Source organism: Nonomuraea sp. NPDC049141 (assembly GCF_040648415.1).
Classification (GTDB): Bacteria; Actinomycetota; Actinomycetes; order Streptosporangiales; family Streptosporangiaceae; genus Nonomuraea.
In genome coordinates this window covers 158,280-179,786 of sequence record NZ_JBEZDR010000001.1, presented here as the reverse complement: position 1 = coordinate 179,786, position 21,507 = coordinate 158,280, and the positions used below count along the sequence as shown (strand labels likewise).

Below are 21,507 nucleotides of genomic sequence, written 5' to 3'. Positions count from 1 at the left end.
TGTGGATTGTGTTGTGGCGGTGGATGTGGGTGGGACGACGATGAAGGGCGGACTCGTCGGCCGTGACGGGGCGCTGTTGTACGTGGAGCGCCGGGCCACGCCGCGTGCCGAGGGCCCGGAACGGGTGGTCGCCGCTGTCTCGGCCTTCGTCACGGACTTGTCCCGTCCGCGCCCAGTCGGCTCGGACGGTGCGGTTCTGGAGCCTGTCGCAGTGGGGCTGGCCGTGCCGGGGCTGGTGACGGCGACGCACGCGGTGTTCTCCGCCGCGCTCGGCTGGCGTGACGTCCCCGTGGAGGCGTTCACCCAGGTGAGCCTGCCGGTCGCACTCGGCCACGACGTGCGCTCGGCGGGGGAGGCCGAACTGGCGTACGGCTCCGGAACGGGCACGATCGCCGATGCCCGCACGGGCTCGACCAGCGGCACCGACACCGGCACCGGAGCGGGCGTCGATGCCGGTGCCGACGCCCGCTCCGGTGCCGGTGATGTGCTGTACCTCCCCATCGGCACAGGTATCGCGGGCGCGGTGGTCCTTTCCGGGCGTCTGTACGGCGGGGCCGCCGGCTGGGCGGGCCAGATCGGCCACATCCCGGTATGGCCCGACGGCGTCCTCTGCGCCTGTGGCCAGCGCGGCTGCCTGGCGGCGTACGCCTCGGCCTCGGCCATCGCGGCCCGCTGTGGCGAGGACTCCGCCGCCGACGTGGTCGCCCGCGTGGCGACGGGAGACGCCCAGGCGACAGAGGTGTGGAACGAGGCAGTGGAGGCGCTGTCCCTGGCCCTGGCGACGTACACCCTGCTGCTCGACCCCGCCCTGGTCGTCATCGGCGGCGGCCTCTCGCTGGCGGGCGACACCCTGATCGCACCCCTGCGCACCCGCCTGTCGGCCCGGCTCACCTTCCGCCATCCGCCCGCCCTGCGCGTCTCCACTCTCGGCGTCCACGCGGGCCTCATGGGCGCGGGCCTCATGGGCTGGCGCGCCCACGAAGACCACGTATGAACTGCTGAGTGCGGTCGGCGAACGCCGCGCTACCGGTCACCATGAGCGTCCGGGAAACGTGCTTGATCACGGTTTGGTGTCGCGCGACCGGCCGATCTTGACGTGGGAGCACCCATGAGACGTTATTAGAACGTATGTTCCCATTTATCTAGGAGGTCCTCGTGCGCCACCGACTGGCTCGCCGATTAGCCGCTTACTGCGGCGCCGCCGGCCTGATCACCGGCCTGCTCACTGTCGCGGCCCCCGCCGCCTCGGCGGCCGACACCACGACCGACCTCGGGGTGACCTTCGACTCCTACACCGCCGACCTGGCCGTCGGCGGCGGCCAGGTGTTCGTCCCCGCCGACGACCGGATCATCGTGGCCGACACCGAAGGAAACCTCACCGGCGGCGTCGTCACCGGCCTGTCCGGCGTCCGCGAGCTGGCCATGAACGCGGACGACACCCGCCTGTACGCGGCGCTCACCGGCTCGAACGAGGTGGCCGAGATCGACACCGCGAGCCTCGCCGTCATCCGGCGGATCGACCTGTCGGCCCACCCATGCCCGTCCACCCTGGCATTGCTGGGCGAGCGGCTGTGGGTGGGGCACGGGTGCGACAACGGCCCTGGCGGCGTCGTCAGCCTGGATCTGAGCGCGGCCACACCGGCGCCCGTGGCGGTCGGGGGCGAGCACCTGCGCGCTCCCGTGCTCGCGGCCGCCGGCGACACGCTCGTGGCCGGCCGAACCAGGCTGCACCACGCCGACATGCTGGTATACGACGTCGGCGGCGGCACCCCGGAGCTGCGCGGCACGATCGACGGCAAGCAGTGGCGCATGGACTACCTGCGCGACCTCGCCCTGACCTCCGACGGCACCACCCTGTTCGCCGCGGCCGACACCCCCGGTCACTTCACCAGGTACGACACCAGGACCCTGGCGGCGACCGGCACCTACGGCGACGGCTGGGACGGGTACCCGTCCGCCGTGGCGCTCGGCTCGGACGGCGCGTACGTCGCGGCCGGACGCCAGTGGGGCAGCACCGACCTCACCCTCTACGACGCCGCGACGGGCGCGGAGCTGTTCGCGGCCGACCAGCCGGACGCCGAACTGCTCCCGGACGGCGTCGCGTTCTCCGGCACGGACGTCTTCGCGCTGCTGCGCAGCTCCACGGATCGGCTGCTGCTGTGGCGGGTGACGGGCGTCGCGCTACCGGCCACCAAGCTCACGGTGACGGCCCCCGCGGATGCGTACGCTGGCTCGCCGATCACCGTCGAGGGGCGGCTCACCCGCGCCGACGGCGAGGCGCTCGGGCTCAAGTCGCTCACGGTGATCCAGTACCTGCCCGGCTGGACGAAACTGCCGATCACCGGCGTGACGACGCGGCAGGACGGCACGTTCACCTTCCAGGACACGCCCGTCTTCGAGCTGCCGCCGTACGTCGGCGAGGTGATCTACTGGGTGTTTTGGGACGGCGACGACGGCCACCGCCGCAGCAGCGCCTCCGTCACCGTGACGGTCAAGCACGAAGCCACGCTCACCCTGACAGGGCCGCAGTCCGGCGTCGCCGGCACGGCCGTGGAGCTGAGCGGCGTCCTGACGGCGGGCGGCAGGCCGCCCTCTCCGGGGTCCACGCTCACCGTGCAGCGCACCCTGTACGTCAAGGGCACCAGCGGTAAGGCCGTCAAGCTCCCGCCGGTAAGGGTGAACGCCGACGGCACGTACACATTCACCGACACGCCCGCCATCGCCGGCAGGTACAGCTACCTCGCGTTGTGGTCAGGGGACGCCGCGGCCGGCCCGGCCAAGGCCACCCATCAGATCATGGTCGAGTGAGCTGACGGCCATGCCCGGCCATCGGGCCGGGCACAGGGAATCCGTCACGGAAACTGGGATCCTACGGGTCAGCCCACGACACGCTCTGGTGTGTCCAGCCAGATGCGCTGGCCCTCGGGGGTGACCGTCATCCCGAAGCGGTCACGACCGGGCTCACCCCAGCTCACCCACTGGAAATAGGCGTCCACGGCCTCCTGCCATACGGCCCGGTCGCCGATCTGGAAGGCCTCGTACTCCTCACGCTTCGGTTCCCAGGTCGCCGCCGCCCACTGGTCGCTGCCGCCGATCACCCACATGCGGAAGAAGTCATCACGCCGGTAGGTGGCGGAGCGGAGCCCGGTCAGCGCCGAGATCGCCAAGTCGGCTCCGGCAGGGGCGTGAGCGATGGCGCGCGGATCGATCCTGGTCTGGAACTCGCGAGCGGTCGCGGGGTCGACGTCGCTGAGTTCGGCTGGGCGCTGAGAGCGCATCATCATGTACGAGGCGAACCCCGGGAAGCGGCCGGTCGCCGTACCGTCCGGACCGACCACCAGCCGAAGCGCGTGGTCGGTGCCGAAGCCGGGGCAGTACGGAGCCACGATCACCGCACTGGGCCGGGACTGCTCGACCCAGGCGTAGGGCACGGTGTGGATGCCGCAGGTGACATGCACCCGGTCATAGGGGCCGCCGTCAGGCAGGCCGTCGGCCCCGTCGCCGGTGATCAGGCGCGGCTGCACCCCGGCGGCGGCGAGGTTCTTGGCGGCTCGCTCGGCGACGGCGGCATCCACCTCGATCGACGTCACGCTGCCCTGCTCGCCGACCAGGTGAGACAGCAGGGCGGCTGTCCAGCCGGTGCCGGTGCCGATTTCCAGGATCCGATTGCCAGGGTCGGGGTCCAGGAGCTCCAGCAGGTGCGCGACTGTGCTGGGAGCCGAGGACGACGACGTGTACTGCCTGGACGCGGCCCTGATGTCGGTCTTGCCGTCGTCGAGCTGGGTGACGATCGAGTGCTTGGAGTAGACGGTCTCCCACCACCGGCCGGGATCGGCATCACAGTCGATGATGAACGGCTCGTCTTCGTCTGCGGCGGCCAGCGCCACGGCTGGGATGAACAGGTGGCGGGGCACCGCGCGGATCGCCGCCTTGACGGGCTGCCCGATGTCCCCGCACACGTCGGCGTGATCGATCAGTCGCTCGATCCGCTGAATGGTGTCGTCGTCCATTACTTCTGGCCGTCTTCAGGGTCCTCGGCATGTGAGCCGCCGGGCTTGCGCAGCTGGTCGAAGTTGCCTCCGGGATCGGGCTTGAACGGCTCGTCCTTGGGGCTCTTAGGGTCTTCGTGCTTGCCCACGTTGATCTCCTTCTCCGGACTGGCCATCCCGTCGTAACCGTACGACTACAGACTGAGACCAGACAAGCGGATTCCGCCATCAGGGCAGCAGCGTCGCCGGTACGTCGATCGGCTGGACGCGTAGCTGCTCGCCGAGGGCCTTGGCCTGGGGATCCATGCGGGGGCTCGCCGCCACACCCCTGCCCAGCAGGCCGTGGACGACGAAGTTGAGCGCGTGGAGGTTCGGCAGCTCGTAGCGGGTGATCCGGTAGGCGGCCAGGCCGGGGAGGAGCTCCTTGAGGCGGTCCGTCGTCAGGTGCGCCGCCAGCCAGTCGTACCGCTCCGCCGTGTCGACCCAGACGCCCAGGTTGGCGTTGCCGCCTTTGTCTCCCGAGCGGGCGCCCGCGATGCGGCCCAGCGGGGTGCGAACAGTGAGCGGAACGTCCGAGGCCCCCATGTTGGTGGCTCGCTGTGCTTGCGCGGGTGGGGGTATCTCCTCGCGGTCCGCGAACGATGGCGCCTGCTCGTCGTCCACGGGCAGCGGCACCTCCTCTCCGTCCAGAAAGACGCGGGGACGCACCTCCGAGGCCGGTACCAGGACCGGCCAATACACCCCGTACGGCGACGCGTTGCCCGGCGGGGTGAGGCCGTAGAAGCCGGGGTAGCTGGCCAGCCCCGTCTCCACCACGGCTGAGGAGAAGGCCCGGCCGGCGCGGCGCTGGTCGGCGTCCATCACCGTGATCCGCAGCAGCCCCCCGTCCTCCAGCGTGACGTCCACCGAGTCGAACGACTCCCGGGGGATCCTGGCCCAGAGTGCCTCCTCCGCCAGGCGGGCCTTGGCCTCGAGGTCCAGGCCCGTCAGCACCAGCGTCATCGTGTTGCGGTATCCGGCCAGGTAGTTCACCGCGACCTTGAGCGTGCCGGGCGGCGGCTCACCGCGTACGTTCGAGACGCGGACCCGGTCGGGGCCGTCGTCCGACAGGGTGATGGTGTCGAAGCGGGCCACCACGTCCGGCCCGAGGTAGCGGGGCCCGGCGATCTCGTAGACGAGCTGGGCCGTCACCGTGCCGATCGAGACCAGGCCGCCCGTCCCCGGGTGCTTGGTGATCACCGAGGAGCCGTCGGCGTGCAGTTCGGCGATGGGGAAGCCGCAGTGCGCCAGATCCGGTACGTCCTGGAAGAACGCGTAGTTGCCGCCCGTGGCCTGGCAGCCGCACTCGATGATGTGGCCCGCGACCACCGAGCCCGCCAGGGGATCGAGGTCGCCGGGCCCCCAGCCGTACCGCCAGATGCCGGGGCCCGTCACCAGGGCGGCGTCCGTGACGCGGCCCGTCACCACGACGTCGGCGCCCGCCGACAGGGCCGTCGCGATCGGGCGCCCGCCCAGGTAGGCGTTCGCGGTCAGGGGTGGGGCAGGCGCCTTCTCGCCGGTGTCGGCGTTGGTCAGGTCCAGGTCGCGGCCGATGAGGTCGTCGCCGGTGACGTGGGCGACCCTGGGGGACAGACCGAGGCGGGCGGCGAGCTCGTGTACGGCGGCGGCGCACCCGGCCGGATCCAGCCCGCCGGCATTTGTCACGATTTTTATGCCTTTATCGAGACAAGTGGCCAGGACCTCTTCGAGCTGCGCCAGGAACGTCGGCGCGTAGCCGGGGCGGCCCTTGAGGCGGTTCCCGGCCAGGATGAGCATGGTCAGCTCCGCCAGCCAGTCGCCCGTGAGCACGTCGATCGGCCCGCCCTCGACCATCTCCCGCGCGGCCGACAGCCGGTCACCGTAGAAGCCACTGCAGTTGGCGATGCGCAATGTCATGTGCCGGGAACCCACTTGGCCGGGCGCTTCTCCATGAAGGCCGCGATGCCCTCCTGGCCCTCCTCGGAGGTGAAGCGCTGGGCGGAGAGCGCGCTCATCTGCCGCAGCCCCTCCTCGAACGACACCCCCGGCAGGTCCCTGACCAGCCGTTTCGTGATGGCCAGCGCCTCCGGACCGCCCTTGAGCAGCATTCCGGCGTAGTGCCGCACCGCCGCGTCGAGCTCCTCGGCGGGCACGGCCCGCGTCAGCAGCCCGATCTCGACCGCCCTGGCCGCGTCGAACACCTCGCCGGTCAGGAAGTATTCGGCGGCGGCCCGGGGATCGAGCCGGCGCAGGACCGGCACGGAGATCATGGCGGGCACGACGCCGAGCCGTACCTCCGAGAACGCGAAGGAGGCCGTCACCGGCGCGATCGCGAAGTCGCACGCGGCCACCAGGCCGAGCCCGCCTGCGCGTGCCGTGCCGTTGAGGCGGCAGATGACCGGTTTCGGGCTCTCCCAGATCAGCGCGAGTATCTCCGGGAACGACGCCGTCACCGGTGCGTCGCCGACCCCCGAAGCCGGCTCGACGCGCTGCTCCTTCAGGTCGGCGCCCGAGCAGAACACCGGGCCCGCGCCGGTCAGCACGATCACCCGCACGTCCGGCTCGGTCAGCGCCCAGTTCAGCCGCCGTTCGAGGTCGCCGAGCAGCCGTACGGACAGCGCGTTCCGGTTGGGCGGCGAGTCCAGCGTGATCGTCGCGATGCCGCCGGCCAGCTCCTTGTGGACCAGGCTCGTCATGCGTTCCCCTCCTGGATGATCGCCAGCACGGCTCCCGCCTCGACCTGCTGCCCCTTCTCGACGTGTACGCCGGAGACGACCCCGTCGGCGGGCGCGGCGATCTGATGCTCCATCTTCATCGCCTCCAGCACCAGCACCGCCTGGCCCTTCACCACGCGGTCACCCGGCTCGACCTCGACCCGCAGCACGCTACCCGGCATGGGGGCGAGGAGGGAGCCGGGCGCGACCTGCTCGACGGGCTCGGGCAGGCGGGGCGCGGGCGTCAGCTCGACGGAGCCGCTGGGGGAGTCGACGCAGACCTTCCCGTCGTAGTGGGCGATCTCGAACGCATGCCGTACGCCGCCACGTTCCAGGACGATCCTGGACGGCTCTGCGGTGATCAACTCGATGCCGTCGGGGAGCGGCTGGTAAACGGCCTCGGCCTCGTGGAAGACGGCCCGCAGGGGCTGCGATCGGACATTCCGCCAGCCGGAGGGCAGGCTGCGCAGGACCGGCGCGGCGGCCCGGTTGGCGGCGGCCTGCGCCAGGGCGGCGGCCAGCACGGCCAGCTCGTCGATGGGGCCGGTGCCGCTCAGGTCGTGCTCGTCGAGGAATCCGGTATGCGTGTCGCCTGCCCTGAAATCCCGATTTTTCAGTACCTTCAGCAACAAATCGCGGTTGGTGGTGAGGCCGTGGATCTGTGCGTGTCGCAGCGCCGTCGTCAGCTTCCGTACCGCCTCCTCCCGAGACGAGCCATGAGCGACCACCTTGGCGAGCATCGCGTCGTAGTGAGGGGAGACGACCGACCCGGCCTCCACCCCCGAATCAACCCGTACGTCCCCGGGCACCTCGAAGCGGCGCAACGTCCCTGTCTGAGGAAGATAGTCCCCGTCCTCCGCGTACAACCGCACCTCGACCGCATGCCCCTTGGGCACGGGCGCGGAGCCGGACAGAGCCTTCCCCTCAGCCACCTCGATCTGCAGCCGCACCAGATCGACCCCGTAGACCAGCTCGGTGACCGGATGCTCGACCTGGAGCCGGGTGTTCATCTCCAGGAACGCCACCTGATCCCCCTTGACCAGGAACTCCACGGTGCCGGCGCCGACGTACCCGATCTTCCTGGCCGCTCTGACCGCCGCCGCGCAGAGCTCGTCCCTGATCCGCTGGGTGATGCCCGGCGAGGGGCACTCCTCCACGACCTTCTGGTGCCGCCGCTGGATGCTGCACTCCCGCTCGCCGAGCGCCCACACGGTCCCGTGGCGGTCGGCCAGGACCTGCACCTCGACGTGCCTGGCCCCTTCGAGCAGCGGCTCGACGAACACGGTCCCGTCACCGAACGCCGCCTCGGACTCGCGCCGCGCCGACGCGATCTCCCGATCGAGCTCGCCGGCGTCGCGCACCACCCGCATGCCCCGCCCACCGCCACCGGCGGACGCCTTCACCAGTACGGGAAACTCCGTGACGGCCGCCGACAACGATGGCAGCACCGGCACTCCGGCCTCGCTCATCAGCCGCTTGGCCTCGATCTTCGACCCCATGGCCGCGATGGACTCCGGCGGCGGGCCGACCCACACCACCCCGGCATCCAGCACGGCCTGGGCGAAGTCCGCGTTCTCGGACAGGAACCCATATCCCGGGTGCACGGCGTCGGCGCCCGCCGCCTGGCAGGCCGCCACGATCCGCTCGATGTCCAGGTAGGTGTCCGCGGGTTTGGCACCGCGCAGCCGTACCGCGAAATCGGCCTCGGCCACGTGCGGTGACCCGGCGTCGGCGTCGGAGAAGACGGCCACGGTCTCGATGCCGAGCGACCGGCAGGTGCGGAAGACGCGCCGGGCGATCTCGCCCCGGTTCGCGACGAGCAGACGGGTGATCACGGGCGGAACACCCCGAATCCCGCCGCCTCGGGCACCGCGGCACTGTTGATCGCCGACAGGCACAGCCCCAGCACGGTCCTGGTGTCGCGCGGATCGATCACCCCGTCGTCGTAGAGCCGCCCCGACAGGAAGAACGGCAGCGACTCCGCCTCGATCTGCGCTTCCACCATGGCCCGCATGGCCGCGTCGCCCTCCTCGTCGTACACCTGGCCCCGGGCCTCGGCGGACGCCCGCCCGACGATCGACAGCACCCCGGCGAGCTGGGCGGGCCCCATCACCGCGGACTTGGCGCTCGGCCACGCGAACAGGAACCGCGGATCATAGGCCCGGCCGCACATCCCATAGTTGCCGGCTCCGTAGGAGGCGCCCATCACCACGGTGAGGTGCGGCACGGTCGAGTTCGACACCGCGTTGATCATCATCGCGCCGTGCTTGATGATGCCGCCCTGCTCGTAGTCCTTGCCGACCATGTAACCGGTGGTGTTCTGGAGGAACAGCAGCGGAGTACGCGACTGGTTCGCGAGCTGGATGAACTGGGTCGCCTTCTGCGATTCCTCACTGAACAGCACCCCTCGCGCGTTGGCCAGGATCCCGACCGGATAGCCGTGCAGCCGCGCCCACCCCGTCACCAGCGAGGCCCCGTACAGCGGCTTGAACTCCTCGAAGTCGCTCCCGTCCACGATCCGCGCGATCACCTCGCGCGGGTCGAACGGCACCTTCAGATCCTGCGGCACGATCCCGAGGAGCTCCTCCGCCGGATATCCGGGCTCTTGTACGGTCAGCGGGGCGGTGCCGAGCTTGCGCCAGTTCAGCGACCGGACGATCTGCCGCCCGATCCGCAGCGCGTCGTGCTCGTCGAGGGCCAGGTAGTCGGCCAGGCCGCTGGTGCGGGCATGCATACCGGCCCCGCCGAGCGACTCGTCGTCGGACTCCTCGCCGGTCGCCATCTTGACCAGCGGCGGTCCGCCGAGGAACACCTTGGCCCGCTCCTTCACCATCACCACGTAGTCGCTCATCCCGGGCACATAGGCCCCGCCGGCCGTGGAGTTGCCGAACACGAGCGCGATCGTCGGCACCCCCGCTGCCGACATTCGCGTCAGGTCACGAAATATCCGCCCGCCCGGGATGAAGATCTCCTTCTGCGTCGGCAGGTCCGCGCCACCGCTCTCCACCAGATTGACGTACGGCAGGCGGTTGCTCAGCGCGATGTCGGCGGCCCTGAGCGACTTCTTGAGCGTCCACGGGTTCGACGCGCCGCCCCTGACCGTGGGATCGTTCGCGGTGATCACGCACTCGACGCCCTCGATCACCCCGATCCCGGTGACCACGCTGGCGCCCACCGGGAAATCGCTGCCCCACGCGGCCAGCGGCGACAGCTCCAGGAACGGCGAGTCGGGATCGACGAGCAGCTCGATCCGCTCGCGGGCCAGCAGCTTGCCTCGTCTCCGGTGCCGCTGCACGTACTTGTCGCCGCCGCCCGCGACCGCCTTGGCCTGCTCGGCGTCGAGCTCTTCCAGCTTGCCCAGCATCGCCGCGCGCCGCTCCCGATAGTCGGCGCCGCTGGGATCGAGCCTGCTCCGGATCACACGCCCTCCTGTTGCCAACCTGACGCCGACGTCAACCCGATGGCCCTGGCCCAGAGCTTGGTGAGCAGCTCCACGGCCGTCCGCTCGTCCGCGCGTTCGCCCAGGTCAAGCCAGACGTGGGCGAAGTGCTCCACCATCCCGCCCAGCATGACGGCCGTCAGCCGGGGATCGAGCGCAGGGTCGGCCAGACCCTGCTCCTGCAGCCGCCTGAGCCCCTCGGCGCCGCGTCGTACGAACACCTCGCGCAGTTCCAGAAGCAGCCCGCGCAGGCTCTCCTCGGCCGTGGCGGCCTGTTCGAGCATCCGGACCAGCCGCGAGTTGGCCGCCCAGGCACGCAGGTAGAGCCGGTTGGCCGCCTCGATCCGCGCGTACGGGTCGCCGGGCACGCCGGGACCCACGACGCTGGCCGTGAACATCTCCCCGACCACCGCCGCCGCCACCTCGCCGAACAGCGCTTCCTTGGAGTCGAAGTAGGTGTAGAACGTGCCGTGCGAGACCCCGGCCCGCGCGCAGACGTCGTCGATGCGCACGGATTCGTAGCCGTGCTCGTCGAACGCGTCCCGGCCCGCCCGCACGAGCGCGTCCCTCGTACGCCGGCCTCGCGCGGTGAGCTCGGACTTGACGATCACGTCAACTAGCGTAACCCGCCGCCCTGGCACGCGAAAAGCCCTCCGCGACGATCCTTTCCGTCGTGGAGGGCTTGATTCGGCTATGTCAGGTGCAGTGGCTCCAGCCGGACTTCCAGGACGCGGTTCCCCAGGATCCGCCCCAGATCACGCACTTCTTGACGGCCGCGACTCTGACCGGGCCCGCGTAGGCGGTGAACTTGCCCGGGTTGCCGCCGCTGCCACCGTTCTGGACCTGGAGCGTGGCGTTCATCGAGACCTTGCCGGGATACACCAGCTTGGACATCGTCACCACGCAGTTCTTGCCGTTGCCGTACAGCAGGTAGATCGTCGCAGAGCTGCCTAGTGCGTGGCTGTCGATCACCCTGTAGCCGGAGCCGCAGACCGCCGTCGCGTTGTAGGGGTTGGGCTTGGGCTGGACGGTCGGCTTCACCGTCGGCTTGGGGGTGGTCTTCGTCTTGGTGGCGGTCGGCTGGGGGAGGCTCTCGGTCGGACCCTCGGTGGGCTTGGTCGTGGGATCGGGGTCCGGGTCCACCATGTCGGTGGGCTTGGCCTTGGTGGGCTTGGTCGTGGGCTTCGGCTCCGGCTTGTGGGTCGTGGGCCTCGACGTCTGCGGGACCGTGGGGACGGTGACCGGGACCTGGTTGCTCGGGTCCTGGATCACCTGCTCCTTGGTCTTGGTCTTCGTGGGCTCCGGCTCTTCCAGGGTCGGGACCGGCTGGGAGACGACCGGGCTGTCCTCCGTCAGGGGCGGCTCGACCGGCTGGCCGGCGCCTGAGCCGTCGGTGGGGGTGGCTTCGGAGGCGGCTTCCACGTTGATGACCTTTTGCGCGGGGTTGCTGTTGGCCTGCACCACGACCGCGCCACCCACGACCAGCAGGGCCGCCGCGGCCGCGCCGGTCAGGGCGAAGGTCAGGGTACGGCGCTGCTTCGCCGAACCGGCGTCAGCCGCCTGCGGCCCCTGCCCCGGACCGCCTGGACCACCCGCGTTTGGCCCGCGACCGCCGGGGCCGTATGCCGGGCCGCCCGCGCCGAACCCCGGAGCGCCGCCCTGTGCCGGCACGCCGCCCATAGGCTGCCCCGGAGCGCCCGCTCCCTGGGGCATGGGGCCCTGCCGCATCGTCGGACCGTTGGGTGCTCCCTGGCTTCCGGGAGGCATGCCTTGGCCGCTCGGCCCGCTGCCCTGCGGGCCGCCCTGGCCGCCCTGGCCGTACTGTCCGCCCTGCCCGCCCGGAGCGCTGCCCTGGGGGCCGCCCTGGCCGCCCGGCGTGTTGGCGTACGGCCCGCTCTGACCGCTCGGCGCAGTCCCGTGCGGGCCGCTTTGAACGTTCGGCGGGTTGCCAGGCATCCCAGCCGAACCGGCGGGCATGCCCTGGCCGCCGCCGGGCATCCCAGGGCCGGTCGGGCCGGTGCCGTGCGGCGTTCCAGGTGCGGCGGCCGGGCCGGTCGTCGAGGGGCCGCCTGCCGCCGCCATGGGGGCCGGGGCGCCGCTCTTCGTCGCGCCGGGGTGGCCGAAATGGCCGATCTGACCCGTCTGAACGGGCTGGGAGGCGGAGCCGGGCTGCATCCAAGGGCCGGGGTAGGAGTCCTGCGGGTTGGCTCCCGGCTGCGGCCCCGTACCCGCCTGGGCGCCCGCGACGGCGCTCATCCGGGCACCCGTGGTCAACGGGTCCACGGCCGCCGGAGGCGCCGGCTGCCCCGTCAGGCGCACGATCAGCTCGTCCGCGCTGGGCCGCTGCGACGGGTCCTTGGACAGGCACGCCGCCACCAGCTCGCCCAGCGCACCCTCCATCGCGCCCAGCTCCGGCTCCTCGTTCAGGATCCGGTTCATCACCACGGGAATCGAGTCGGCGCCGAAGGCGGGCTTGCCCGTCGCCGCGAACACCATCGTGACGCCCCAGGCGAACACGTCCGCCGCCTCGGACACAGCGGCTCCGCTGAGCTGCTCGGGCGCCAGGTACGACGGCGTCCCCATGGCCATGCCCGTCGCCGTCGCCCCAGGGGAGTCCAGCGCCCTGGCGATGCCGAAGTCGATCACGACGGGACCCTCGGGCCCCATGAGGACGTTCGCGGGCTTGAAGTCGCGGTGCAGGATGCCGGCCCGGTGGATGGCCGCCAGCGCGGTCGCCGTACTGATCGCGAGCCGCTCCAGCGCCGCTCCCCGGCGCGGGCCCTCGTTGATCACCATCTCCCGCAGGGACGGCCCCGGCACGTACTCGCTCACGATGTACGGCCGGCTGCCCTCAAGGTCGGCGTGCAGCACCGGAGCCGTGCAGAACCTGGCCACCCGCTGCGCGACCGAAACCTCGCGCAGGAACCTGGTCCTGGCCTCGGCGTCGGCCACCAGCGCGTTGTGCAGCAGTTTGACCGCCACCTGCTCGCCGGTGTCACTTTGGCCGAGGTACACGATTCCCTGGCCGCCCTCACCAAGCCGGGCGACGAGGTCATAGGCCCCCAGCCGCCGCGGGTCGTCCGCCGCCAACGGCTGGTGCTGATTCACGCTGTACCCCCAAGACCTCGCATAACAAAACGATAGATGGGGCAAAAGCTACCAGCGTGACCCTTGGGGCGTTGCCCAGACCTGTCAGATGTTTCCCCTTTTGACGCGACATGTCAGTGTTTTCGGGCAGGTCGTGTCCACATTGACCCTGCTAGGTCACGGCTTGGTGAACTCAGATCGCTTTGCCCGGGTTGAGCAGGCCGAGCGGATCGAACACCGCCTTGATGCCCTGCTGCATCTCCTGGGCCACCGGTCCGGTCTCCAGCGCGAGCCAGCGCCGCTTGAGCAGGCCGACCCCGTGTTCGCCGGTCAGCGTGCCGCCGAGCTGCAGAGCGTGCTTGAAAACGTCGTCCGCCGCGGCCCACACCTCGGGCGGCGGCTCGACCGTACCGTGCTCGAAGATGAAGACCGGGTGCAGGTTCCCGTCACCCGCGTGCGCGACTGTGGCGATCCTCACACCATGCCGTACGGCGGCCGCCTCGATCGCCATGATCATGTCGGGCAGCACCGAACGCGGCACGCAGACATCCTCCACCAGGCACGCGCCGAGGCGCTCCTTGGCGTCGTAGGCCATCCTGCGCAGCCCGATCAGCTCCTCGGTCTCCTGCGGGCTGGAGGAGACCGCCACGAACGACGAGCCGTTGTCGACGCACAGCTGCTCCATGCGCTTGACGACGGCCTCGCTGTCCGACGCGTCGGACTGGCCGATCAGCATGGCCATCGTCCCCGGCTCCAGGCCGATGTTGCGCCAGTCGTCGATCGCCTCCAGTGTCGCCCGGTCGAGCAGCTCCATCAGCGACGGCTGGCATCCGGCGGCCATGATCGCCGACACGGCCGCACCCGCCTCACGCAGCGAGCCGAACTCCGCCGCGAACGTGGCCGGCGGCGCCGCGGGCGCCCTGCGCAGCCGTACCGTCGCCGCGGTGATCACGCCGAGCGTGCCTTCCGAGCCGACGAACAGCCCGGTCAGGTCGTACCCGGTGACGCCCTTCATCGTGCGGCGGCCCGTCTGGAGTATCCGGCCGTCGGCCAGCACCACCTCCAGGCCGAGCGCGGAGTCGCGGGTGACGCCGTACTTCACGCAGCGCAGCCCGCCGGCGTTGGTCGCCAGGTTGCCGCCGATCGTGGAGATCTCGTACGACGACGGGTCGGGCGCGTACATCAGCCCGTGCTCCCTGGCCGCCCGGTCGAGGTCGGCGGTGATCACGCCGGGCTCGACCACGGCGATCTCGTCGGCGGGGGAGAGCTCCCTGATCGCCGTCATCCTGGCCAGCGAGAGGATCACCGACCCATCGCCGGCGGTGGCGGCGCCCGCCAGTCCCGTACCGCCGCCGCGCGGCACCACAGGGACCCGGTGCTCGGTCGCCCACCTGAGCGTCGTGACCACGTCGTCACGCGAGGTGGCGAGCACCGCGGCCAGCGGCTTACCGGGTTCGAGGAACGTCCGGTCGCGGGCGTAGGAGTCGATCACGTCGGAGTCGGTCAGGACACGGCCCTCAGGCAGGGCGTCCACCAAGGCATCAAGAGGTCTCACATGGGAAACCTTACGGTTTGCGCCTACCGCGGCTAAAGGCCAGACTGCCCAGGTGGAAGTGATGTGCCCGGTATGCAGCCAATCTGACCAGGTCTCCGCGGTCCCTGGAGTGGTGGCGGCGGGCACCACCTACCGGATCGGCCGCGTCCGGATGGCCGGCACGCGCGACATCGTGGACCTGCCGATGGCGGCCTCGCTCGGCGCCTCGAAACATCTCATGAGCCGTACGCAGCTGGCGGTCTGGCTGTCGTTCCCCAGCCGCCACTTCACGGCATGGACCAGGAACCAGGGGTACATCCTGCTCGGCGTCGCCGCCCTGGTCCACCTCGTGGTCGCGCTGGTGATCGCGATGGGCAAGGACGCGAACTGGACCGAGGTGCTCCTCGCGCCGTTCTGCCTGACGGGGTTGTTCTGGGGGTTCGGGCTGCTGTTCGTGCTGGGGTCGTACGGGGCGCGCAAGCGCGACCTGGCCGAGGCCCCGGCCCGGGTCCAGGCGCTCGCGGTGTGGGAGAGCCTGCGTTACTGCGCGCGGGACAACGTGGCCTACGAGCCGGGGGTCGGGGTGTCGTTCCACCCCAGCGAGACCCGTGAGTACATCTTCGGCTTCCGCCAGAGCCGGACCGCCTCGCAGTGACTTCCGGTACGGCAGGTGGGCCGTACCGGAAGTCACTGGATGGGTGTCAGGCGCGCTCTTCGGCCACCGCGCGGACGCAGACGGCCAGGCCGGTGATGGCCTGCTCCAGCTCGTCCAGGTCGGGATAGGTGGGGGCGATCCGGATCGTCCGGTCGTCGGGGTCCTGGCCGTAGGGGTGGGTGGCGCCCGCCGGGGTCAGCGCGATCCCGGCCGCCTTGGCCCTGGCCACCACCTCGCCGGCATGCGACACCTCAAGGCTGATGAAGTAGCCGCCCTGCGGGCTCGTCCAGGTGCCGAGGTCGCCGAGCTCCTTGGCCAGCACCCGGTCGACGAGCTCGAACTTGGGCCACACGAGCTCGGCGTGCTTGCGCATGTGCGCGGCCACACCCTCGGCGTCGCGCAGGAACTCGACGTGCCGCAGCTGGTTGAGCTTGTCGGGCCCGATGGACTGCTTGGCGGTGTTGGCCAGGAACCACTTGACGTTCGCCGGCGAGGAGCCGAAGAACGACACCCCGCTGCCCGCCATCGTGACCTTGGACGTGGAGCCGAACACGAAGGTCCGGTCGGTGTTGCCGTGCTCAGCGCACAGGGACAGGAGGTCGGCGAGCTCGGCCTGCGTGTCGGTGAGGTGGTGGACCGCATAGGCGTTGTCCCAGAAAATCCTGAAATCAGGCGCCGCAGTGGACATGGCGGCCAGCCGCCGGACGGTCTCGTCGCTGTAGGTGACACCGGACGGGTTGCTGTACTTCGGCACACACCAGATGCCCTTGACACTCGCGTCCTCGGCGACGAGTCGCTCGACGACGTCCATGTCGGGGCCTTCGCCGTTCATCGGCACGGGCACCATCTTGATCCCGAACCGCTCGCAGATCGTGAAATGCCGGTCATATCCCGGCACCGGGCACAGGAACGTGATCTCCGGCTCCTCCACCCACCGCCGCTCGGCCCCGGGGACCTTGGTGAGCAGCGCGTGCACGATCGTGTCGTGCATCACGGCAAGACTGGAGTTGCCGCCGACGACCAACTGCTCGGCGGGCACCTGCAGCAACGGGCCGAACAGCTCCCGCAGCTCCGCCAGCCCCTGCAGGTTGCCGTAGTTACGCCCATCGGTGCCGTCCGCCGCCTTGTAGGACGTCGGCAGTTTGAGCATGTCATTGGCGAGATCCAGCTGTCGCGGCGACGGCTTCCCCCGGGTCAGGTCGAGCGAAAGGCCACGCTGGACGAGGTCGGCGTAGTCGCGCTGAGCGTTCACTGGTATCTGCTCCTCCGATCGGGTCGGATACGAAGGATAGAAGACGTACGGCCCTGAGCAGGAATCGGTCCGCGATATGGATGCCCGGCGGCGCAGAAAGGACGTCCGTTATTTGGGGGAACGCCTGCAGGAGAGGATCTTGGACTATAGCTTCGCGGCATGCGTGCGCGATCAGCGATGTTGAGCAGCGAAGTGCCCTCCTCGTCCCGGATCATGAACTTCACGTTGGTCGAGACCGCGGCTGGGCCGCTCGTGGTCTGCGCCGACTCCAATTACGGAGGAGTGTGGACCTGGGATCCCCTGCGAGATGTGTGGCAGGAGCGGCCGCTGGCCTTCGCCTGCGGTGGGGACCCGCTGGCCGCCCAGTATCCCGATGCTGCGAACGACATTCATTCGGTAGCCGCGGTCATGTCCGGCGGCCGCGTGGTTCTGGCGGCGGGAGGCGACGAACAGGGAGTCGCCTTCTGGGACTTGGAGAGCGGCGAACTGATCCGGGGCGCACGTTTCGATGACCCCTATCTTGCGGCCATCACCGAGGTACGAGGCGAAGGGTCGCCGCTGTTCGTGAGCGCCACGCAGTACGCGGAAGAGATCCTGGTATGGGGGCCGTCCGCGGAGGCGCCCGTGGAACTGCTCAACGAGGTCGGTCGCATCGCCTGCCTCACTGCCTCACACGGCCTTGGCTTCTCGCTGGCGGCGGCGGGTGGGATGGACGAAGGGGCGGCGGTGTGGGGTCTGCCGGCGGGTGGGGAAGTGCGGACGTTCGACACCGACGAGAAACGTGTACTGGCCGTCTCGTTGACGAAGCTGGCTGGTGACCCGCTCCTGGTGGCGGGGATCGAGGACGAGATCCACGTGTGGAGCCTGGCCGACGAGCACGGGGACGATCCCATCCATGACCCGCTGACCGGCCATGAGGACGCCGTCCTCGCTGTGGACACGGCCGTGATCGACGAGCGTGTCCTGGCAGTGAGCGGGGGCGACGACGCGACAGTGCGTCTCTGGGATCTGGCGACCGGCACGCAGCTCGGCGATACTCTGATCGGCCACGGGGGAAGCGTTGAAACGGTCCAGACCGCCATCCTCAATGGGCACCACGTCGCTTTGAGCGCGGGCCGGGACGGCCGAATCAATATCTGGGACCTACAAGCCATAGCGCGGTAGAGGACCCATGCGGATCTGCTCGAGTGCTCACGCCCAGGTGACGGACCGAGAGCAGTCCTGCGCCCTGGGCACAGCAGCGGCAGCGGCTCGGAGTTGATCGAACCGCTACCGGATGAAGCTGCCCGAGATGAGAAAGCAACTCTTTATGCGTGATCAAGGCGGTCCGCTCGAAGGCCTGTGGAGGGCGGTGATTGACGCCCGCCCACCTTACGACCTCGTGGCGACGCCAGGTGGTCGTTGAGTCAGCAGCCGCCGATGCTGCAGAGCTTGGCGGCCATCTTCGTGGCGTCCGCCTGGTGCTTGGTCAGGGTTCTGATAGCCGGGGCGTCGTTGTGCAGGTCCCAATAAATAGCCACAGCCGCACCCTTGCGTACCGCGACGAACTGCTGGGTCTGGGGTACGGGATTGGACTTCGTCTTCTTGGTGGCCCTTGAGGCGCCCACCGAGTCGTCACCGATTTTCGGGTCGATTACCTTGACCAGATTGCCGCACTTGGTCAGGCGGGTGCGGAACTCGGTCAGCAGTTTCTCGGCGGCGGCAGCCTTCGCGAAGAGGAAGACCTGCTCGCCGCGTTCGGTGCTGCGCTTCTCGTCACCGTCCATTCGCGGGTCATAGGTGAGGTCGCGGCGGGCGATCCAGTCCTTCTTCAGCTTGGCGTTCGAGCACTGGATGTTTTCCACCTCGATCAGATTGCTGCCCTCGTTGAGGAGCCAGTGCTCATGCTTGGTGTCCTTACGGGCCTCCTTTTCGTACAGGAGGAAGTTCTTCGGGATCGACGGCGCGGCCAGTGCCGCCGCCGGCGGAAACAGCAGGGCCGTAATCAGTGCGCCGCCGGTCAACAGGGTGATCTTCTTTGTGTTCATGCGGAGTTGGATGCCGGCGAGCGGGGAAAGGTTCGGGACTTAAGTGAGGAATTCGGCTGGGGCGTTTTGCTGGACGAAGGTTTCCAGCTCTGCTAAGGACAGGCCCGGAGGAGTGGCCACGATGAGCCGGTCCACGCCCAGGTCGGCGTACGCCTGGACGGTGGCGGCGTCGAGGCGGCGGGCCGGGGTCACCGAGATGTGCAGGGGTCTGGTCGACACGGCCCTGAGTGACTCCAACTGGGCGGCCGTGCCGCGCAGACCCAGCATCCAGCCGTACCAGCCGTCGGCCAGTGCGGCGGCTCGGCGGTGGGCGGCCGGGGTGTGGCCGCCGATGACGACGGGGACCGGGCGCTGGAGGGGGCGGGGGTAGGCGTCCACGTCCTTGAAGGAGACGTGCCGGCCGTCGAAGGCGGGCTTGTCGTCCTGCCAGAGGGAGCGGATGGCCGCCAGGTGCTCCTCGACGCGGGAGCCCCGGTCGGGCATGGGGACGCCCAGGGCGCGCAGTTCGGGCTCCAGGTAGCCCGCGCCCACGCCGAAGATCAGCCGTCCGCCGCTGAGGACGTCCACGCTGGCGAGCTGCTTGGCGAGGACCAGCGGGTCGCGCTGGGGGAGGACGATGATGCCGGTGGCCAGCAGGATGCGCTCGGTGTGGGCGGCCAGGAAGGCCAGCGAGACCACGGCGTCCAGGAGTGGCGCGTCCGGCTCCAGAGGGGACCCGTCCACGCGGGGGCTGGGCAGGACGACGTGGTCGGCGGTCCACAACGACTCGTAGCCGAGGCTTTCGGCCAGCTTCGCCACGCGGGCGGCACCCTGGCGGTCGGCGGCGGCGAAGCCATTCGGCATGTGCAGGCCGATAGAGGGGGACATATTGCGAAAGGCTAGGGGAGTGGGGGTCGATCCACCACAGACGATCTCGCATGGGTTCCATGCGTGACATGCATGCCGTACGGACCGGAAAAGGCGCGCCAGGCAAAGACGTGTGCGACGAATGTTGAAGAATTGCTTCCCGTATGGCAATCGTTGGCGTGGAATTGGAGGATCGGGGGCAGGCCACACTCCGCATAGGAGGGAGCACTCGTGACGACTGTTCGCGAGACCTCGATCGAGCAGGTCAGGCGCCGGCGCATCGGGACCGTCATCGTGTCCTGGCTGTCGACGACCGACCACAAAGTCATCGGGTATCTCTATCTGATCACCTCGTTCGTGTTCTTCCTCGTCGCGGGTGTCATGGCCATGGTGATCAGGGCTGAATTGGCGCAGCCGGGGATGCAAGTCGTGAGCCAGCAGCTCTACAACCAGCTGTTCACCATGCACGGCACGATCATGCTGTTGTTGTTCGCCACGCCGCTGTTCGCGGGATTCGCCAATGTGGTGATGCCCTTGCAGATCGGCGCGCCTGACGTCGCGTTTCCCCGGCTCAATGCGGTCGCCTACTGGATGTTCCTGTTCGGCGGGCTGATCGTGCTGGCCGGATTCATCACGCCGGGTGGGGCCGCCGAGTTCGGCTGGTTCGCCTATACGCCGTTGTCCACCGCCACTTATACGCCGCACATGGGCGGCGACCTGTGGATCATGGGGCTCGCGCTGTCGGGACTCGGGACCATTCTCGGCTCGGTCAACTTCATCACCACGATCATCGGGCTGCGGGCGCCCGGCATGACGATGTTCCGGATGCCGCTGTTCACCTGGAACACGCTGCTGACCAGCATGCTCGTGCTCATGGCGTTCCCCGTGCTGGCCGCCGCGCTGCTGGTGCTCGAATCGGATCGCAAGTTCGGCACGCACGTCTTCGACGCCGCCAACGGCGGGGCGTTGATCTGGCAGCACCTGTTCTGGTTCTTCGGGCATCCCGAGGTGTACATCATCGCGCTGCCGTTCTTCGGGATCATCACCGAGGTGATCCCGGTGTTCAGCCGCAAGCCGATTTTCGGGTACGGGGGGCTGGTCGGGGCGACGATCGCGATCGCCGGACTGTCGATGACCGTGTGGGCGCACCACATGTTCCCCACGGGTCAGGTGCTGCTGCCGTTCTTCTCGTTCATGACGTTCCTCATCGCGGTGCCGACCGGGGTGAAGTTCTTCAACTGGATCGGCACGATGTGGCGGGGCCATCTCAGCTTCGAGACGCCGATGCTGTTCGCGATCGGGTTTCTCGTGACGTTCCTGCTGGGTGGCCTGACCGGGGTCATCCTGGCGTCGCCGCCGCTCGACTTCCACATCAGCGACACGTATTTCGTCGTCGCGCACTTCCATTACGTGGTGTTCGGGACCGTGGTGTTCGCCATGTTCTCCGGGTTCTACTTCTGGTGGCCGAAGATGACCGGGCGGATGCTCGACGACCGGCTGGGGAAGGTGCATTTCTGGACGCTGTTCATCGGGTTCCACACCACGTTCCTGATCCAGCACTGGCTGGGGGCGATCGGCATGCCCAGGCGGTACGCCGACTACAGCGTGGCCGACGGCTTCACGGGGCTGAACGAGATCTCGTCCGTCGGGGCGTTCCTGCTCGGCGCCTCCACGCTGCCGTTCCTGTACAACGTCTGGAAGACGGCCAGGCGGGCGCCCAAGGTGACGCTCGACGACCCGTGGGGCTTCTGCAACTCGCTGGAGTGGGCGACTTCCTGCCCGCCGCCCCGGCACAACTTCACCTTCCTGCCGCCCATCCGGTCGGAACGGCCCGCGTTCGATCTGCACTATCCCCACCTGCCTGCGGAAGAACTCGAAGACAAGCCCGAGGAGGAACTCGAAGACAAGGAAACCGAGGAGAAGCCCGGCTGACCGGTACCTGCCAC

The 21,507-nt window shown here is 69.5% G+C and carries 17 protein-coding genes; 5 read left to right on the top strand and 12 right to left on the bottom strand.

The genetic code is table 11. The features are described 5' to 3' along the window. The first annotated feature begins 1 nt into the window (after window position 1). Both AB0B91_RS00830 and AB0B91_RS00825 read left to right on the top strand, forming a co-directional pair. The gene (locus tag AB0B91_RS00830; protein ID WP_358312904.1) at window positions 2-994 is read left to right on the top strand and encodes an ROK family protein; all 993 of its coding nucleotides are present in this window, start codon (window positions 2-4) and stop codon (window positions 992-994) included. Window positions 995-1,155: 161 nt separating this feature from the next. Then, a complete protein-coding gene (locus tag AB0B91_RS00825; protein ID WP_358312901.1) occupies window positions 1,156-2,808 on the top strand; it encodes a hypothetical protein in 1,653 nt (550 codons plus the stop codon). A gap of 68 nt (window positions 2,809-2,876) precedes the next feature. Here the strand turns inward: AB0B91_RS00825 and AB0B91_RS00820 are convergent, their stop codons facing one another. The 9 genes from AB0B91_RS00820 to AB0B91_RS00780 all read right to left on the bottom strand — a co-directional run bounded on the left by AB0B91_RS00820 (window position 2,877) and on the right by AB0B91_RS00780 (window position 14,802). Next, window positions 2,877-4,010, bottom strand: a complete 1,134-nt coding sequence (locus AB0B91_RS00820) for a methyltransferase domain-containing protein (RefSeq protein WP_358312898.1) — start codon at window positions 4,008-4,010, stop codon at window positions 2,877-2,879. Continuing rightward, entirely contained in the window at window positions 4,010-4,138 is a 129-nt protein-coding gene (locus AB0B91_RS00815) for a hypothetical protein (RefSeq protein ID WP_358312896.1), read from the bottom strand. Before AB0B91_RS00815 ends, AB0B91_RS00820 begins: the two co-directional genes overlap by 1 nt. A 79-nt stretch (window positions 4,139-4,217) precedes the next feature. Further along, on the bottom strand, window positions 4,218-5,924 hold the full coding sequence (locus tag AB0B91_RS00810; RefSeq protein ID WP_358312894.1) for an acyclic terpene utilization AtuA family protein: 1,707 nt from the start codon (window positions 5,922-5,924) through the stop codon (window positions 4,218-4,220). After that, window positions 5,921-6,703 (bottom strand): enoyl-CoA hydratase-related protein, encoded by a 783-nt coding sequence (locus AB0B91_RS00805; protein ID WP_358312892.1) that lies wholly within the window; start codon window positions 6,701-6,703, stop codon window positions 5,921-5,923. The genes AB0B91_RS00810 and AB0B91_RS00805 overlap by 4 nt, the downstream gene beginning before the upstream one ends. Then, on the bottom strand, window positions 6,700-8,556 hold the full coding sequence (locus AB0B91_RS00800) for a biotin carboxylase N-terminal domain-containing protein (RefSeq protein WP_358312889.1): 1,857 nt from the start codon (window positions 8,554-8,556) through the stop codon (window positions 6,700-6,702). Before AB0B91_RS00800 ends, AB0B91_RS00805 begins: the two co-directional genes overlap by 4 nt. Further along, the gene (locus tag AB0B91_RS00795; protein ID WP_358315649.1) at window positions 8,553-10,085 is read right to left on the bottom strand and encodes a carboxyl transferase domain-containing protein; all 1,533 of its coding nucleotides are present in this window, start codon (window positions 10,083-10,085) and stop codon (window positions 8,553-8,555) included. Before AB0B91_RS00795 ends, AB0B91_RS00800 begins: the two co-directional genes overlap by 4 nt. 53 nt (window positions 10,086-10,138) lie before the next feature. Continuing rightward, window positions 10,139-10,771 carry a TetR/AcrR family transcriptional regulator gene (locus tag AB0B91_RS00790; RefSeq protein WP_358312834.1) on the bottom strand — a complete coding sequence of 211 codons (633 nt, stop codon included), beginning with the start codon at window positions 10,769-10,771 and terminating at the stop codon, window positions 10,139-10,141. Between the two features lie 85 nt (window positions 10,772-10,856). After that, entirely contained in the window at window positions 10,857-13,268 is a 2,412-nt protein-coding gene (locus AB0B91_RS00785) for a protein kinase (RefSeq protein ID WP_358312831.1), read from the bottom strand. Between the two features lie 172 nt (window positions 13,269-13,440). Continuing rightward, a complete protein-coding gene (locus AB0B91_RS00780) occupies window positions 13,441-14,802 on the bottom strand; it encodes an FAD-linked oxidase C-terminal domain-containing protein (protein ID WP_358312827.1) in 1,362 nt (453 codons plus the stop codon). 52 nt (window positions 14,803-14,854) lie between these two features. On the opposite strand from AB0B91_RS00780, the gene AB0B91_RS00775 reads away from it, so the two are divergent. After that, window positions 14,855-15,436, top strand: a complete 582-nt coding sequence (locus AB0B91_RS00775) for a hypothetical protein (protein ID WP_358312759.1) — start codon at window positions 14,855-14,857, stop codon at window positions 15,434-15,436. A gap of 46 nt (window positions 15,437-15,482) precedes the next feature. Here the strand turns inward: AB0B91_RS00775 and AB0B91_RS00770 are convergent, their stop codons facing one another. Continuing rightward, a complete protein-coding gene (locus tag AB0B91_RS00770; protein ID WP_358312756.1) occupies window positions 15,483-16,688 on the bottom strand; it encodes an aminotransferase class I/II-fold pyridoxal phosphate-dependent enzyme in 1,206 nt (401 codons plus the stop codon). Between the two features lie 180 nt (window positions 16,689-16,868). Here AB0B91_RS00770 and AB0B91_RS00765 point away from each other — a divergent pair, with 180 nt between their 5' ends. Continuing rightward, on the top strand, window positions 16,869-17,852 hold the full coding sequence (locus AB0B91_RS00765; RefSeq protein WP_358312753.1) for a hypothetical protein: 984 nt from the start codon (window positions 16,869-16,871) through the stop codon (window positions 17,850-17,852). A 242-nt stretch (window positions 17,853-18,094) separates the two neighbouring features. Here the strand turns inward: AB0B91_RS00765 and AB0B91_RS00760 are convergent, their stop codons facing one another. Both AB0B91_RS00760 and AB0B91_RS00755 read right to left on the bottom strand, forming a co-directional pair. Then, window positions 18,095-18,715 carry a hypothetical protein gene (locus AB0B91_RS00760; RefSeq protein ID WP_358312750.1) on the bottom strand — a complete coding sequence of 207 codons (621 nt, stop codon included), beginning with the start codon at window positions 18,713-18,715 and terminating at the stop codon, window positions 18,095-18,097. A 39-nt stretch (window positions 18,716-18,754) separates the two neighbouring features. Continuing rightward, complete coding sequence (locus AB0B91_RS00755) at window positions 18,755-19,582, bottom strand: TIGR03619 family F420-dependent LLM class oxidoreductase (RefSeq protein ID WP_358312746.1); 828 nt, start codon at window positions 19,580-19,582, stop codon at window positions 18,755-18,757. 210 nt (window positions 19,583-19,792) lie between these two features. Here AB0B91_RS00755 and ctaD point away from each other — a divergent pair, with 210 nt between their 5' ends. After that, the gene (gene ctaD / locus AB0B91_RS00750; RefSeq protein ID WP_358312743.1) at window positions 19,793-21,493 is read left to right on the top strand and encodes a cytochrome c oxidase subunit I; all 1,701 of its coding nucleotides are present in this window, start codon (window positions 19,793-19,795) and stop codon (window positions 21,491-21,493) included. Window positions 21,494-21,507 lie beyond the last annotated feature (14 nt).

Excerpts from the sequence above, each read along its gene's own strand:
- AB0B91_RS00820 (WP_358312898.1), bottom strand. The coding sequence starts at position 4,010 with ATGGACGACGACACCATTCAGCGGATCGAGCGACTGATCGATCACGCC.
- AB0B91_RS00810 (WP_358312894.1), bottom strand. The coding sequence starts at position 5,924 with ATGACATTGCGCATCGCCAACTGCAGTGGCTTCTACGGTGACCGGCTG.
- AB0B91_RS00805 (WP_358312892.1), bottom strand. The coding sequence starts at position 6,703 with ATGACGAGCCTGGTCCACAAGGAGCTGGCCGGCGGCATCGCGACGATC.
- AB0B91_RS00795 (WP_358315649.1), bottom strand. The coding sequence starts at position 10,085 with ATGCTGGGCAAGCTGGAAGAGCTCGACGCCGAGCAGGCCAAGGCGGTC.
- AB0B91_RS00760 (WP_358312750.1), bottom strand. The coding sequence starts at position 18,715 with ATGAACACAAAGAAGATCACCCTGTTGACCGGCGGCGCACTGATTACG.
- AB0B91_RS00755 (WP_358312746.1), bottom strand. The coding sequence starts at position 19,582 with ATGTCCCCCTCTATCGGCCTGCACATGCCGAATGGCTTCGCCGCCGCC.